The 14,889-nt window shown below is 36.2% G+C and carries 14 protein-coding genes; 11 read left to right on the plus strand and 3 right to left on the minus strand.

Annotated elements, in window-relative coordinates; translation table 11 throughout:
- Positions 1 to 7: 7 nt before the first annotated feature.
- The 4 genes from zurA (at position 8) to OC533_RS01245 (ending at position 3,061) form a co-directional block, all read left to right on the plus strand.
- The gene (gene zurA, locus OC533_RS01230) at positions 8 to 781 is read left to right on the plus strand and encodes a zinc ABC transporter ATP-binding protein ZurA (RefSeq protein WP_003766893.1); all 774 of its coding nucleotides are present in this window, start codon (positions 8 to 10) and stop codon (positions 779 to 781) included.
- On the plus strand, positions 756 to 1,634 hold the full coding sequence (gene zurM, locus OC533_RS01235; protein WP_003762272.1) for a zinc ABC transporter permease ZurM: 879 nt from the start codon (positions 756 to 758) through the stop codon (positions 1,632 to 1,634). The genes zurA and zurM overlap by 26 nt, the downstream gene beginning before the upstream one ends.
- Positions 1,615 to 2,040 carry a transcriptional regulator ZurR gene (gene zurR / locus OC533_RS01240; RefSeq protein ID WP_003721950.1) on the plus strand — a complete coding sequence of 142 codons (426 nt, stop codon included), beginning with the start codon at positions 1,615 to 1,617 and terminating at the stop codon, positions 2,038 to 2,040. The genes zurM and zurR overlap by 20 nt, the downstream gene beginning before the upstream one ends.
- A gap of 136 nt (positions 2,041 to 2,176) precedes the next feature.
- Positions 2,177 to 3,061 carry a peptidylprolyl isomerase gene (locus OC533_RS01245; RefSeq protein ID WP_033838166.1) on the plus strand — a complete coding sequence of 295 codons (885 nt, stop codon included), beginning with the start codon at positions 2,177 to 2,179 and terminating at the stop codon, positions 3,059 to 3,061.
- A gap of 82 nt (positions 3,062 to 3,143) precedes the next feature.
- On the opposite strand, the gene OC533_RS01250 is transcribed toward OC533_RS01245, so the two are convergent.
- From OC533_RS01250 to OC533_RS01260, 3 genes are all read right to left on the minus strand, one after another.
- On the minus strand, positions 3,144 to 3,470 hold the full coding sequence (locus OC533_RS01250; RefSeq protein ID WP_194323446.1) for an AzlD domain-containing protein: 327 nt from the start codon (positions 3,468 to 3,470) through the stop codon (positions 3,144 to 3,146).
- Entirely contained in the window at positions 3,467 to 4,168 is a 702-nt protein-coding gene (locus OC533_RS01255) for an AzlC family ABC transporter permease (protein ID WP_003762267.1), read from the minus strand. Before OC533_RS01255 ends, OC533_RS01250 begins: the two co-directional genes overlap by 4 nt.
- 214 nt (positions 4,169 to 4,382) lie before the next feature.
- Complete coding sequence (locus OC533_RS01260; protein WP_003771843.1) at positions 4,383 to 5,183, minus strand: DUF1189 domain-containing protein; 801 nt, start codon at positions 5,181 to 5,183, stop codon at positions 4,383 to 4,385.
- 306 nt (positions 5,184 to 5,489) lie between these two features.
- Between OC533_RS01260 and OC533_RS01265 the strand changes: the two genes are divergently transcribed.
- The 7 genes from OC533_RS01265 to OC533_RS01295 all read left to right on the plus strand — a co-directional run bounded on the left by OC533_RS01265 (position 5,490) and on the right by OC533_RS01295 (position 14,870).
- On the plus strand, positions 5,490 to 6,098 hold the full coding sequence (locus OC533_RS01265) for a superoxide dismutase (RefSeq protein WP_003762264.1): 609 nt from the start codon (positions 5,490 to 5,492) through the stop codon (positions 6,096 to 6,098).
- Between the two features lie 130 nt (positions 6,099 to 6,228).
- Positions 6,229 to 8,394, plus strand: a complete 2,166-nt coding sequence (locus OC533_RS01270; RefSeq protein WP_010991552.1) for a peptidoglycan D,D-transpeptidase FtsI family protein — start codon at positions 6,229 to 6,231, stop codon at positions 8,392 to 8,394.
- A gap of 198 nt (positions 8,395 to 8,592) precedes the next feature.
- A complete protein-coding gene (locus OC533_RS01275) occupies positions 8,593 to 9,636 on the plus strand; it encodes an aspartate-semialdehyde dehydrogenase (RefSeq protein WP_070753092.1) in 1,044 nt (347 codons plus the stop codon).
- Between the two features lie 11 nt (positions 9,637 to 9,647).
- Positions 9,648 to 10,859: an aspartate kinase gene (dapG, locus tag OC533_RS01280; RefSeq protein WP_003771836.1), complete on the plus strand. Its 1,212-nt coding sequence runs from the start codon at positions 9,648 to 9,650 to the stop codon at positions 10,857 to 10,859.
- Between the two features lie 14 nt (positions 10,860 to 10,873).
- Positions 10,874 to 11,755, plus strand: a complete 882-nt coding sequence (gene dapA / locus OC533_RS01285; protein WP_033533034.1) for a 4-hydroxy-tetrahydrodipicolinate synthase — start codon at positions 10,874 to 10,876, stop codon at positions 11,753 to 11,755.
- Between the two features lie 19 nt (positions 11,756 to 11,774).
- Positions 11,775 to 13,442 carry a ribonuclease J gene (locus OC533_RS01290; protein ID WP_003766877.1) on the plus strand — a complete coding sequence of 556 codons (1,668 nt, stop codon included), beginning with the start codon at positions 11,775 to 11,777 and terminating at the stop codon, positions 13,440 to 13,442.
- Between the two features lie 87 nt (positions 13,443 to 13,529).
- Positions 13,530 to 14,870: a dihydrolipoyl dehydrogenase family protein gene (locus tag OC533_RS01295; RefSeq protein ID WP_194323445.1), complete on the plus strand. Its 1,341-nt coding sequence runs from the start codon at positions 13,530 to 13,532 to the stop codon at positions 14,868 to 14,870.
- Positions 14,871 to 14,889 lie beyond the last annotated feature (19 nt).

The raw sequence follows: 14,889 nt of genomic DNA on the forward strand, positions 1-14,889 counted from the left end.
AACATGAATGAACAAAATCATAGAAGTAAATAATGTAAGTTACCATTATGACAAAGAACATGCCTTAGAAAACATTCATTTTCAAGTGGAAAAAGGCAGTTTTACTGGTTTAATCGGCCCTAACGGCTCAGGTAAATCAACCATGTTAAAATTAATCCTTGGCGTACTCAAAAAACAACAAGGAAGTATAGCTTTATTTGGAGAAAAACAAGCAGATTTCAAAGATTGGGTCAAAATTGGCTTTGTTTCTCAAAAATCGAATGCTTTTAATTCCGCTTTTCCTGCTACTGTGAAAGAAGTCGTTGCAAGTGGTTTAACAAAGAAAAAAGGCTTATTTAAAACATTGAATAATCAAGATAAAGAAGCTATTGATTATGCTTTGAAGCGAGTTGAAATGACTGATTATCTACATCGCAATATTGGCGAACTTTCCGGTGGTCAACAACAACGTGTTTTTATCGCGCGTGCATTAGTTAGTAGACCAGAGCTTTTAATTTTAGATGAACCGACTGTTGGAGTCGATGTAGAAAATGTCAAAGCATTTTATGAGCTTTTAGCAGAATTAAACCGGACAGAAGAAATGACGCTTTTACTCGTAACGCATGATTTAGTTGCAGTGAATACGTATGTTAATCATGTTATTAGTATTAATAAACGAATTATTTTTGACGGTTCAGCCCATGAATACCAACATTATTTAGCCGACCGCGAACTTGAAATATTAGCAGAACAACGTAGAAGGGAGGATGCTTGTCTTGATTGCGACGCTTCTCCAGTATGATTTTATTCGTAATACCTTTATCGTTGGTATTGTTATTGGTGTTATCGCTCCACTGCTCGGAAGTTTCATCGTAGTAAGAAAGCTTTCGTTAATGGCTGATGCGCTCAGTCATGTGACGTTAGGTGGGATTGCGGTTAGTTTATTCTTAAGTAAAACATATTTGCCACTAGCAGCACTTAATCCGTTATATCTTGGTTTTGGTTTTTCCGTAGTTGGTTCTTTATTAATGGAGAAATTACGGACGGTTTATAAACATTTTGAAGAACTAGCCATTCCGATTATTATGTCGGCTGGTATGGGTTTTTCAGTTATTTTTATTTCTTTAGCCAATGGATTTAATACTGATTTATTTAGTTATTTATTTGGAAGTGTAAGTGCCGTGAGTCGGACTGATATGATTACGATCGTTGTTACAGCAATCATCGTATTTATCGTTATATTATCCTTATATAAAGAGCTATTTTTGTTATCATTTGACGAAGAATATGCAAAAGTTTCCGGTTTGAAAGCTAAAATATTCGATATTATTTTTATGGTTTTAGTCGCTTTAGTTATTGCGTCTTCCATGCGAATCGTTGGTATTTTACTTGTATCATCCTTAATGACATTGCCAGTTGCAGCAGCGATTCGGATTGCCAAAGGATTTAAACAAACTATCTTACTTTCAATTTTATTTGGTGAAATTGCGGTTATCGGCGGTTTATTTACAGCTTATTATTTAAATTTAGCTCCTGGTGGGGCAATCGTCATTATTTCTGTTTTACTTTTAATCATCACCATTTTATATCAAAAAATACGTCAAAAAATATTAATTTCAAAACGAGGTGAGGAAAATGGGACTTACAGCAACTGAAGCGCTCATGAAAATGAAAGAAAAGGGCTATAAGCATACTGATAAACGTGAATTTCTAATTAACTTACTAGCTCGTAAAAATAAATATTTAACAGCCAAAGATGTGTTAGAAAATATGAAAGACGATTTTCCGGGAATTAGTTTTGATACAATTTATCGTAATCTCTCTTTATTTGTTGAGTTAGGTATTTTTGAAGAAACAGATCTTTCTGGTGAACGAAACTTCCGTCTGGCGTGTACACATGAGCATCATCACCATCATTTTATTTGTATGAAATGTGGTAAAACAAAAGAAATTATGATGTGCCCAATGGATTTTCTAACAGAAGCTTTACCTGGTTACCAAATTGATGGTCATAAATTTGAGGTTTACGGCGAATGCCCAGAATGTTTACAAGCCTCTTAATAGTAAAAAAGGTCCGCATCAGGACCTTTTTTTATTTTGCAGATAATGTTCATAGTTATTTCATATTTGTTTCTTATTCTCGACACTTTTTATCGTTAAAGTAATAAGTAGCCGAAAGAAGAAGGAGAGGAACAGTTTGACAAAATTAAAAAAAGTGATGATTTCCCTAGTAGCAGCGACACTACTTTTACTCGCTGGGTGCGGAAGTAGTGCAGTAGTAAAAACAGATGCAGGAAATGTCACACAAGACGAGCTATATGAAGCGATGAAAACGACTTACGGTAATGAGGTCGTGCAACAACTTACTTTCAAAAAAATCTTAGAAGATAAATACACTGTTACTGAAAAAGAAGTAAATGCAGAATACAAAAAATACGAAGAACAGTACGGTGACTCATTTGAATCAACCTTATCGTCCAATAATTTAACAAAAACTTCTTTCAAAGAAAATTTAGAGTATAACCTTCTAGTTCAAAAAGCAACAGAAGCAAATATGAATGTAAGTGAAAGTAAACTAAAAACATACTACAAAACTTGGGAGCCAGACATTACTGTGCGTCATATTTTAGTAGATGATGAAGCGACAGCCAAAGAAATTCAAACTAAATTGAAAAATGGTGAGAAATTCACTGACTTGGCAAAAGAGTACTCAACAGATACTGCAACTAGCACAAATGGTGGACTACTAGATCCATTTGGTCCTGGTGAAATGGACGAAACTTTTGAAAAAGCTGCTTATGCACTTAAAAATAAAGATGATGTAAGTGGAATTGTTAAATCAACTTACGGGTACCACTTGATTCAATTAGTGAAGAAAACAGAAAAAGGTACCTACGCAAAAGAAAAAGCAAACGTAAAAGCTGCTTATATAAAATCTCAATTAACTTCTGAAAATATGACAGCTGCCCTTAAAAAAGAATTAAAAGCAGCTAATATCGATATTAAAGATAGTGATTTAAAAGATGCATTTGCTGACTATACAAGCACTTCATCTTCTAGTTCAACATCTACATCTAATTAAAGTTACTTCGGATCCACCAATAAAAAAAAGCCCTTTACTGGTTTTGATTCCCGTCAAAAACACACTCTAGTAAAGGGCTTTTCTATATGACCAAACGAATAACAGCCATTGATATAATTCCTACAATAACAATCCACATTAAATTTTTCGTTAAAATAGCTGTAATGATAGTTGGTAACGTGGCAAGTAGATTTTCAATATTAATGCTAGGAAAACTATTTTCGTTTGTAATGAGAAGACTTTGAACGAAAAGAGCAGTCAGTATGCATAACGGTACATACGATAAATAGCGAATCACAACACTGGGTAGTTGCTGCTTTCGAACGAAGATAAAAGGTAAGACGCGTGGAATAAATGTCACTAAACCACAGCCTAAAATAACGAGTAACGTATAATTACTTATTGTCATTTTTCAACTATCACTCCAATCAAACAACCAAGTAAGGTAGCCGCTAAAATGGCTAATTCTGGTGTCATAAAACGCATAAACACGATTAATAAAATCGCCACCATTAACATAATAACTAAACTTGTCGCGATTTTTTTACTTTTATCGCTAACGACTTGTAAATAGAGCAAGCCGATAAACATTGCTGATAACGCAAAATCAAGACCAAACTGTTCTGGATTTGGCAACCAATTTCCAATGAAAGAACCTAAAATACAAGCGGCAATCCAAGCTATGTAGGCTGTTACGTTAATTCCGTGCATCCATTTTGCGCTAACTGGTTTTTTATTGCCAATTTGATTCATTGAAACGCCAAATGTTTCGTCCGTCAGAAGCGCCCCAATCCCAATGTTATTCAAAAGGGAATATTTTTTAAAATGAGGAGCTTCGGCCATACTCATCAAAAAATGCCGTGAATTAATTAAAAAAGTAGTAAAAATAATAGCTGAAATAGGGCTTTGTAATAATAATAATCCCGAAATAATAAACTGAGCAGCTCCAGCATAGACGATAATAGCGAGTAACGTTACTTCTAAGACGCTTAAGTGAGAAGCCCTTCCAACAACACCAGCAGCTATTCCAATACCAGCATAACCTAGTACAGTTGGCAAACAAGCCTTCACACCATCATAAAAACTAAGTTCGATTTCTTTTTCCAAAAAAACTCCCCCTTAAAATAAAAAACTAGGAGCCTTAATGTCAGGCTAAAAGTTATATATTCTTTTTTACTAAAAGGTCAAATCTTCATGTGCGCTCGTTCAAAGCAATCGCTCCTTTTAGTTTTAATTTTCTAATCATACCACTTTTCTAATAGGAAATCACCTGCATTTTGCACAAAAAAACCACCTGCATAAAGCGCAAGTGGTTAATTTATTATTTTTCTAAAATAGTTGGTTCACTTGGTGGAATCGAGCGAATTGCAAGGAATACAAAGATCATACTTACAACCATATTGATTTCCATTCCAAATGGAACAATTACTTGTAAAGCCTCCATAACCATCGTGAAAACAGCAGCTAATGTAATACTATAAGAAGCTATCATCCAGTTTTGACGGAAAGCAATACCCGTCCGACCGAAACCAGAAAGAATAAATCCAAATAACGCATAAAGAGCTACTCGGAAGAAAATCGATCCAAGCGTAAAGATGAACAGAACAAGCAAGGCAATAGGAATAAAGTATTTCGCTAGAGATTCAATGGACGTATATAAATTCACTAAATCAGCTTTATTACTAATTCCAGCCGTATCATAACTTACAGATTGAGAAACACCAGCAGCAGTTATATAGATACTATCCGATAAAAAAGCAACTGCGCTATCATAAGAAGCAATTTTATTATCAACATCATCTTTATCTAAAGTTCCAGAGGCATCAAAATAAATATGTAATTCATCTTGGTCAATAGAGATGGGTATATTTTTGACAGAATTGTCCGTTAAGACTAATTTTCCATCTGTGACTTTAAAATCAGGAATTTCATTTGTAATAGTTTCTTCGCCGACTTTCAGCGCATTTTTGGTCGTAACGTTTGTAAAATATGCTAATGGAAGGAAAGTAACAAATGATAAAACAATAATGTAAACGATACTTTTTCTAATTTTATCATTTCGAAACGAAGCAATATCCGCAGGGGAATACAAACTCTTCCAGAAGCGTTTAAAAATATTCATTCTTTTTTCAACACCTCACCTAATGGTTTAACTTTTCATTTTCCGGGAAAAAGATACATGTATGTGCAAAAGAACGTAATTTTTCCACCTAAACTTAATCATAGCTTGAAATGAATGCAAAATCAATATTGAAACATCACTGAGCAGAAAAATTGCAAGCGTTTCTAGGTCGTGGTAGGCTAAATGGTGTAAAGAGAAACGTTATTTATGGCGTTAACTAGTTCTATAGGAATAGGATGTATATCTTTCGCCTTATAAGTAATTTCTTTTCACGTAAAATAAAAACAATACAAGGAGGAATTTTTAATGACTTACGAATTACCTAAATTACCTTATACTTATGATGCTTTGGAGCCAAATTTTGATAAAGAAACAATGGAACTTCATTATACAAAGCACCACAATACTTATGTAACAAAACTAAACGAAGCGGTTTCAGGACATCCTGAACTTGCGGAGAAACCTGTTGAAGAATTGGTTGCTAACTTAGATAGCGTTCCTGAAGATATTCGCGGCGCTGTACGTAACCACGGTGGCGGTCATGCTAACCATACATTATTCTGGTCTATCCTTAGCCCAAATGGTGGCGGCGCTCCAACTGGTGACTTAAAATCTGCTATCGAAAGCGAATTCGGTACTTTTGATGATTTCAAAGAAAAATTCAATGCAGCAGCTGCAGCACGTTTTGGTTCTGGCTGGGCTTGGTTAGTAGTTAATAACGGGAAACTAGAAATCGTTTCTACTGCAAACCAAGATTCTCCATTAAGCGATGGAAAAACTCCTGTTCTAGGCTTAGATGTTTGGGAACATGCTTATTACCTTAAATTCCAAAACCGTCGTCCTGAATATATCGACACATTTTGGAATGTTGTTAACTGGGATGAAGCTAACAAACGCTTTGACGCAGCTAAATAATAATAGAAAGGCTCACTTCGGTGGGTCTTTTTTTTATTTCTAATGAATTTCTAATGAACTTACAGTGGAAAAATGATGCTTTTTCAGCTACAATAGGGAAAGGTATTATTAAAAAGTGAGGTAACTTTGCGTGAAACTAAATTTTAGAAAAAAGAAAAAAGATTCCACTAAGAAGAAACGCGCCATCATTCCACTACGTTTAAATATTCTATTCTTTATAATTTTTATATTATTCTCCGTATTAATTTTACGACTTGGTATTGTTCAAATCGTGCAAGGGGATACGTACAAACGTCAATTAGAAGAAACAGATAATGTGACCGTTTCTAAGAATGTTCCACGTGGCAGTATTTATGACCGAAACTACAACTTATTAGTTGGTAATTCAGCAGTCAAATCGATTACCTACACAAGAAGCCAACAAACAGAAACTTCAGAAACACTTCACGTAGCTCAAACTTTACAAAAATTAATTACAATTGAACCAGAGAAACTAACCGATCGCGATTTGAAAGATTATTGGATTTTGACACATCAAACCGAGTCTTTAAATCGTCTATCTGCAAAAGAACAAGCGCTAGAATCTTCTAAAGCTTATAAAATCCAAGTTGAAAAAGTAACGAACGATGATATAGCTAAACTAACTACAGAAGATTTAAAAGTAGCAACAATTTATAAAAAAATGACAACAGGATACGCAATGACTGAGTCCGTTATTAAGAATAAAGATGTAACAGATGAAGAAATTGCCCGTGTTAGTGAAAACATGGATAGCTTACCAGGAGTTGATACAACGACAGACTGGAATCGCTATTACACTTATGACGAAACATTACGTTCTATTTTAGGTTCTGTTTCGACAGCAAAAGAAGGTCTACCAAAAGATAAAGCTGAGTACTACTTGTCTCAAGGATATAGCCGAAATGACCGTGTTGGTAAAAGTTATCTAGAAGCCCAATACGAAAGCGTTCTAGCTGGTTCAAAATCCCAATCTGAGAGCGTACTTGACTCTAAAGGAAATATAATCGAAACAGTAAGTAAATATGAAGGTTCAAAAGGAAAAGACTTAGTTCTTTCCGTAGATGTAGAATTCCAGAAAGCCGTGGAAGATATTTTACGTAAAAATATTAAACAAGGTAAACAATATGCTGGTTCTGACTTATTTGATCGTGCATTTGTAGTCGCAATGGACCCATATTCTGGAGAAGTTCTAGCACTTGCTGGTCAAAAACTAAATGACAAAGGCGAGTTTGATGACTACTCCTTAGGAACATTCACCACTGCTTATGCAATGGGTTCCGCTGTCAAAGGTTCCACAATTCTTGGGGGCATCATGGACGGAGCAATTTCAAACAAAACGGTCTTCACCGACCAACCAATTGCATTAAAAGGAACCAAACCGAAAAGTTCTTGGTTTAATAGAACCGGAGCAGGTAACCGACCACTTGATCCAGTTGGCGCACTAGAAATCTCATCTAACTCATATATGTATCAAGTAGCAATGAAGATGGGTGGTGCTAAGTATGTTCCAAATGGCCCACTAAGAGCTCCACTAAGTACATTTGATGATATGCGTTATTATTACAATCAATTTGGTTTAGGCGTTAAAACAGGTATTGATCTTCCTGGAGAACAAGTTGGCTACAAAGGGGACGACCAAACAATTGGTAAAATTCTCGATTTCGCCATCGGTCAGTATGATTCTTATACACCGCTTCAAATGGCGCAATACGTTTCAACAATCGCAAATGGAGGATCTAGAATTGCACCAAGCATGGTAAAAGAAATCCGCAATCCTAGCACAAATGGTGATTCTGTTGGAACTCTTGCAACCGCAAATGAACCAAAAGTTCTAAACAAAATCGGCGTTTCAGATAATGACATCAAAACAGTGCAAAAAGGTTTTTATGAAGTAACTCATGGATCAACTGGTACAGCTAGAACCGTCTTTACATCCAGTGATTATGATGTTGCTGGTAAAACAGGGACAGCTGATGCCTTCTATGATGGACCAAAAGAAGGTAACAAAATGGCCAGTGTTTGGAATACAACATTTGTCGGTTATGCACCAGTTAAAAAACCAGAAATAGCGATTTCTGTAGTAGTACCTTGGATTTATCGTCCATATGGTACAGACCAAAAAACAAATATGAAGATTTCTAAAGAAGTATTCGATAAATATTTCGAACTGAAAAAAGAACGTGCTGAATCCAATAAAGATGCTTCTAAAGTTGAACAACCAATTAACAATAAAGAAGCAGCTGCAAAAGCACAATCTGAACAAACCGAAAATTAATCAAAAAACCACTTTCATTCTTGTGAAAGTGGTTTTTTACATTTCAAACTGACAAACAATTAAAAAAATGGTGACTAATATAGATAAAAAACTGCGAAATGGCTTTGTTTATGGTATGATAAAGTAAGTGTAAAATTAACCAGATTTCTGTTTTAAAGCAGAGATACGAGGATTAAATTGAAGGAGGAATTGTAAACTATGACAAAAAGCTATCATGTCGCAGTTGTAGGTGCTACTGGTGCAGTTGGTACCCAAATGATTGAATTACTAGAAGAGGCGGCGACTTTCAAGATAAAGCAAGTTTCGTTCTTGTCTTCTATTCGTTCTGCTGGAAAAAAATTATCCTTCCGTGGGGAAGAGGTAACTATTCAAGAAGCTACACCTGAAAGCTTTGAAGGCGTGGATATTGCCTTATTTAGTGCTGGAGGTTCCGTTTCTAAAGCACTTGCAAAAGAAGCAGTAAAACGTGGAGCCATTGTAATTGATAATACGAGCGCATATCGTATGGATCCTGAAGTGCCGCTTGTTGTTCCAGAAGTAAACGAAAAAGCGCTATTCTCACATAAAGGTATTATTGCTAACCCTAACTGCTCTACAATTCAAATGGTAGCAGCACTCGAACCGATTCGAGAAGCTTATGGTTTAAATCGAATTATTGTTTCTACTTATCAAGCTGTGTCTGGCTCCGGAGTAAGTGCTATTCAAGAACTTAAAGACGGCAGCAGAGCTCTTTTAGATAACAAAGAATTCACGCCAGAAATCATGCCAGTAAAAGGCGATAAAAAGCACTATCCAATTGCATTCAATGCCTTACCACAAATTGACGTTTTCACGGACAATGATTATACATACGAAGAAATGAAAATGATCAATGAAACGAAAAAAATCATGGAAGACGATACTATTAAAGTTTCTGCTACATGCGTTCGAATTCCAGTTGTTAGTGGACATTCAGAAAGTGTTTACGTTGAAATAGAACAAGAGGGAGTAAGTGCAAAAGATATTCAAAATGCATTAAAAGCAGCCCCTGGTGTCGTTCTTGAAGATGATCCAGCAAATCAAATTTATCCGCAAGCCATTCAAGCTGCTGGTAAAAAAGAAGTGTTTGTTGGTCGCGTTCGCGCTGACATTGATGATTCTAAAGGCTTCCATATGTGGATTGTATCCGACAACCTACTTAAAGGCGCTGCATGGAATTCGATTCAAATTGCTGAAAGCTTAGTCAAACTAGCGATTATTTAGAGGTGTAAGTAATGAAAATCATAGTACAAAAATTCGGCGGCACATCCGTCCAAAATGAAAAAATTCGTCTAATGGCTTTTAACCATATAAAAAATGCCCTTAAAGACGGCTATAAAGTTGTAGTTGTTGTGTCCGCAATTGGTCGTTACGGGGATCCATATGCAACCGACACACTTTTAGAACTTATAGGAGCAAAAGATACTAAACTAACTGCTAGAGAGCAAGATACATTGCTGTCTGTTGGAGAAACTATATCTGCTTCTGTCTTTACTAATATGTTAAAAGAGGCAGACATTAAAGCAGAAGCATTTTCAGGTGGTCAAGCAGGTATTATTACATCTAATAATCACTTGAATGCAAAAATCACCGAAGTCGATACAAAGCGCCTAAAAAAAGCGCTTGAAACACTTGATGTAGCTGTTGTTGCTGGTTTTCAAGGAATCACTGAAAACGGGGATATAACAACACTTGGTCGCGGTGGCAGTGATACTTCTGCTGCAGCTCTTGGTGTATCTTTACAAGCAGACTATATTGATATTTTCACTGACGTAGACGGTATGATGACGGCAGATCCACGCATTGTCGAACATGCGCGTTCACTTCCACGAGTAAGTTATAATGAAGTTAGTAATATGGCTTACCAAGGAGCAAAAGTCATTCATCCGCGCGCAGTAGAAATAGCGATGACTGCTAAAGTACCAATGCGTATCCGTTCTACGTATTTAGAAAGCACAGGAACTCTTGTCACATCTTTAGCGGATGATTCCGGTCATTTCGATGTAAAAGAACGAATGGTAACAGGAGTTGCACACGTTACAAATTTAACGCAAATTTTTGTCAAAACAGATACAGTAAAGGCACAACAACAAACTTTCAAAATATTAGCAGATGCAGGAATCAGCCTAGATTTTATTAATATATCAACTGATTCTGTCATTTTTACAGTTCCAGAAGAAAAACGTCGCGTCGTCAAACAACTTTTAGAAGAAGCTAACTTACAAACAACGGTTCGTGAAGACTGTGCAAAAGTTTCTATCGTTGGTGCTGGAATAACTGGAGTTCCTGGTGTTACAGCAAAAATCGTAGGAGCATTATCCGAAAAAAACATCCCAATTTTACAATCAGCGGATAGTCATACAACTATTTGGGTATTAGTAAGAGAAGAAGACTTAATTTCGGCAGTCAATGCCCTTCATGACGTATTTTGTTTGGAAATTAAGTAAGGAGGAAATGAAAGATGGATTTAGGGAAAGTAATTACAGCAATGGTCACGCCAATTCACCCAGAAAAAAATAAAGTATGCAAAAAAAGAATTCATCATCTCGTGAATCACTTAATAGATAACGGCTCAGATGGTTTAGTAATCGCTGGAACAACTGGTGAATCTCCAACTTTGTCACATGATGAAAAAATGAAATTATTCCGCCAAGTAGTGGAAACAAATGCAGGACGCGCAAAATTAATCGCTGGCACAGGTTCTAATAATACAGCAGAAACGATCGCTTTTACAAAAGAAGTAGCAGAACTGGGCGGAATTGATGCTGTCTTAGTCGTTGCGCCGTATTATAACAAGCCAAATCAAGATGGTTTATACGCTCATTTTGTTGCTGTTGCGGAAGCTTCTGATTTACCAGTAGTTATTTATAATATTCCAGGACGTAGTGTTGTTAATATCGAACCAGAAACAATTATTCGTTTAGCAAAATTACCAAATATTATTGGTGTTAAAGAATCAAGCGGCAACTTAGACAATATAAGTAAAATCATTGCTGAAACTTCCGATGATTTCCTCGTATACAGTGGAGATGACAGCTTAACCTTGCCAATTTTAGCAGTTGGAGGGAATGGCGTAATTTCCGTTGCAAGTCATGTGGTAGGAAATGAAATGCAAGAAATGATGCAAGCGTTTGAAAGCGGGGACGTAAAAAAAGCAGCAAGTATACATCGCTCGCTATTACCATTAATGAACGGTCTTTTCTCTGTTCCAAACCCAGCGCCAACTAAATACTTATTAAATCAACAAGGTATTAGCGTTGGACCTGTAAGATTACCACTTGTAGATTTGAATGCTGAACAAGGAACGAAATTACAAGCTATATTAGAAGGACTTTCTAAATAGTTCAAAGGAGGTCTACGCTTTGACAATAAAAAAAGCGAAAAACATAAAAATCATTCCACTCGGCGGTGTCGATGAAAGTGGCAAAAATTTATATGTAGTAGAAATAGACGAAGATATCTTTATATTAGATGCGGGCTTAATGTTCCCAGAAAACGAATTACTGGGAATCGATATTGTTATTCCTGATTTCAAATATTTAGAAGAAAACAAAGACAGAGTGAAAGCCATTTTCTTAACTCATGGTCATGAAGATGCGATTGGTGCACTGCCATACTTACTTCAAAAAATTAAAGCACCTGTTTACGGTACTGAGCTAACAATTGCACTTGCAAAGTCAGCGCTTAAAGAACACCGCAAACTACGTTTTAAAAATTTCCATGTTGTTGATGCAGAAACAACCTTATCTTTTTCTAAAATTGATGTATCTTTCTTCCGTACGACGCATACAATTCCTGATTCGGTCGGGATTGTGCTTGAAACAAGTGAAGGTTCCATTATTTATACTGGTGACTTTAAATTTGATCAATCAGCCAAAGATGGATATGCTTCTGATTTAAGTCATATTGCCGAATTTGGTGAAAAAGGAGTACTCGCTTTACTTTCAGATAGTTCAGAAGCAGAGCACCCTGGCACCACATCAAGCGACAGTTTAATTGAAGAAGAAATTAGACATGCTTTTAGAATGGCAGATGGTAGAATTATTGTTGCTTGTGTGGCATCTAATTTGATTCGTTTGCAGCAAGTACTTGACGCATCCGTTGCTACTAAACGTAAAGTCGCTATTGTTGGTAAAGAATTAGAGCGTGTATTTGAAATAGCAGGTAGCTTAGGTAAAATCGTTATTGAGGAAGACTTGATTATTCCTCTAAAAGAACTTAAAAAATATAATGATGAAGAAATCACTATTATTGAAACAGGAAACTTAGGTGAACCAATTCAATCATTACAACTAATGACTAAAGGTAATCACCCTCAATTTAATATTAAACCAGGAGATACGGTTTATATTACAACAACTCCATCACCATCACTTGAAACGATGATGGCGAAAACGATGGATATGCTCTATAAAGCTGGAGCAAAAGTATTAACGATGAGCAATAATCTTTTTATCTCTGGCCATGCAAGCCAAGAAGATTTGAAATTAATGCTTAACTTGTTAAAACCTAGATATTTCGTTCCTGTTCACGGTGAATACCGGATGTTAATTAGTCATGCGAAATTAGCTCATGAAGTTGGCATGGCGAAATCAGAAGTATTTATTGTCGGTAAAGGTGAAATTTTAGAATATAAAAATGATAAAATGACTGCTGGAAACCGTGTCTATTCTGGAAATACACTGATTGATGGGTTAGGTGTAGGAGACGTTGGAAACATCGTACTGAGAGACCGTAAGTTACTTTCTGAAGACGGTATTTTCATCGTAGTTGTTACGCTTAATCGTAAAACTAAAACAATTACTTCCGGACCAGAAATCATTTCACGTGGCTTTATCTATGTTCGTGAATCTGAGCATTTAATTGAAGAATCATCCAAAGTCGTAACAAAAATCGTCGAAAAAAACCTCCAAGAAACTGGCTTTGAATGGGCTAAATTAAAACAAGATATTCGCGATCAATTAAATCGCTACCTATTTGAGCAAACAAAACGACGTCCAATGATCTTACCAATCATTATGGAAGTCTAGTATGAACTGCTGCACCTCGATGTGCAGCAGTTTTTTTCGTTTAAAAGTAAAATAGAGGGGAAAACAAGCTAGGAAGGAGTGATTCAATTGACAGAATTTACATATGATGTAGTTATAATCGGAAGTGGTGCTAGTGGAACAACCGTGGCTTTTGAAGCGCAGGCAGCCGGTCTAAAAGTAGCGATTGTGGAAGAGCGTAGTTGGGGCGGCACATGTGTCCTTAGAGGCTGTGACCCAAAAAAAGTGTTAGTCGGAGCAGCAGAAGCAAGAAACCTTTCTACAAGATTACGTGGCAAAGGTATTAAAGAAGCAGCAACAATTAGCTGGACAGATTTAATGGCATTCAAAGAAACATTTGTAGAAGATGTGCCTGAAAGTCGCTTGGAAAGTTTTCAAGAAGCTGGGATTGAAACGTTTTTTGGACCAGCAAGTTTTCAAAACGAAAATACTTTGCAAGTTGGTAACGACATACTAAGTGCTAAAAAAATAGTGATTGCAACCGGCGCAACACCAAATACACTTAAAGTAGAAGGTCAAGAACATATTCAAACGAGTGATGATTTCTTATCACTTGAAAAACTTCCGGATTCAGTTGTTTTTATCGGTGGTGGTTATATTTCTTTTGAATTTGCATCAATTGCGCTAGCTGCAGGGAGAGATGTGCATATAATTCATCATAATAGCGAACCATTAAAGAAATTCGATCCCGATTTTGTAGCTGCCTTAGTTTCTACACTAAAAGAAGAAGGCATTCATTTCCATTTTGATACAGATATTACTAAAATTAATAAAACTGGTGAAAAGCTCCATATCGAAGGTAAAAATGGCTTTTCACTTGAAACCAACTTAATTATCGGAGCAACCGGAAGAACACCCAATATTGCTCATTTAGCTCTAGATAAAGCAAACATAGACTATACCAAAAAAGGCATTACAGTAAACGAGAAACTACAAACACCTAACCACGCACATATTTATGCATGTGGTGATGTAGCCGCTACAAAGGGCGCTCCGTTAACACCAGTTGTCAGTATGGAAGCAGCATTAGTAGCAAAAAATATTTTAGGCGGCAATGAAAAAATCGATTATCCTGTCATACCAAGCGTTGTTTTTACTAGTCCAAAACTTGCAAGCATTGGCATAAGTATGGAAGAAGCAACTGCCAATCCAGAAAAATATCAAATTAAAAACCATGATACAACGAACTGGTATACGTACAGAAGAACGAACGAAAAAATCGCCCTCGCAAAAATCATAGAAGACCGCGAAACTGGTCAAATTAAAGGTGCTCACTTCCTAAGTGAAGAGGCGGATTATATGGTAAATTATATCGCTATCCTAATGAAAGCTAACTTAACTTTGGCTGATTTACAGTCTGTCATATTTGCATATCCATCACCGGCAAGTGATTTAACTGCTTTGAACTAGAGCTTAAATATGTTATAGT

The sequence above is a fragment of the Listeria sp. Marseille-Q6474 genome (genome assembly GCF_946902005.1).
GTDB classification, from domain to species: domain Bacteria; phylum Bacillota; class Bacilli; order Lactobacillales; family Listeriaceae; genus Listeria; species Listeria innocua.

What these genes read in the sequence shown, in the direction of transcription:
- OC533_RS01260 (WP_003771843.1), bottom strand. Translation starts at nt 5,183, where the DNA reads ATGAATATTTTTAAACGCTTCTGGAAGAGTTTGTATTCCCCTGCGGAT.
- zurR (WP_003721950.1), top strand. Translation starts at nt 1,615, where the DNA reads ATGGGACTTACAGCAACTGAAGCGCTCATGAAAATGAAAGAAAAGGGC.
- dapA (WP_033533034.1), top strand. Translation starts at nt 10,874, where the DNA reads ATGGATTTAGGGAAAGTAATTACAGCAATGGTCACGCCAATTCACCCA.
- OC533_RS01275 (WP_070753092.1), top strand. Translation starts at nt 8,593, where the DNA reads ATGACAAAAAGCTATCATGTCGCAGTTGTAGGTGCTACTGGTGCAGTT.
- zurA (WP_003766893.1), top strand. Translation starts at nt 8, where the DNA reads ATGAACAAAATCATAGAAGTAAATAATGTAAGTTACCATTATGACAAA.
- OC533_RS01265 (WP_003762264.1), top strand. Translation starts at nt 5,490, where the DNA reads ATGACTTACGAATTACCTAAATTACCTTATACTTATGATGCTTTGGAG.
- dapG (WP_003771836.1), top strand. Translation starts at nt 9,648, where the DNA reads ATGAAAATCATAGTACAAAAATTCGGCGGCACATCCGTCCAAAATGAA.
- OC533_RS01250 (WP_194323446.1), bottom strand. Translation starts at nt 3,470, where the DNA reads ATGACAATAAGTAATTATACGTTACTCGTTATTTTAGGCTGTGGTTTA.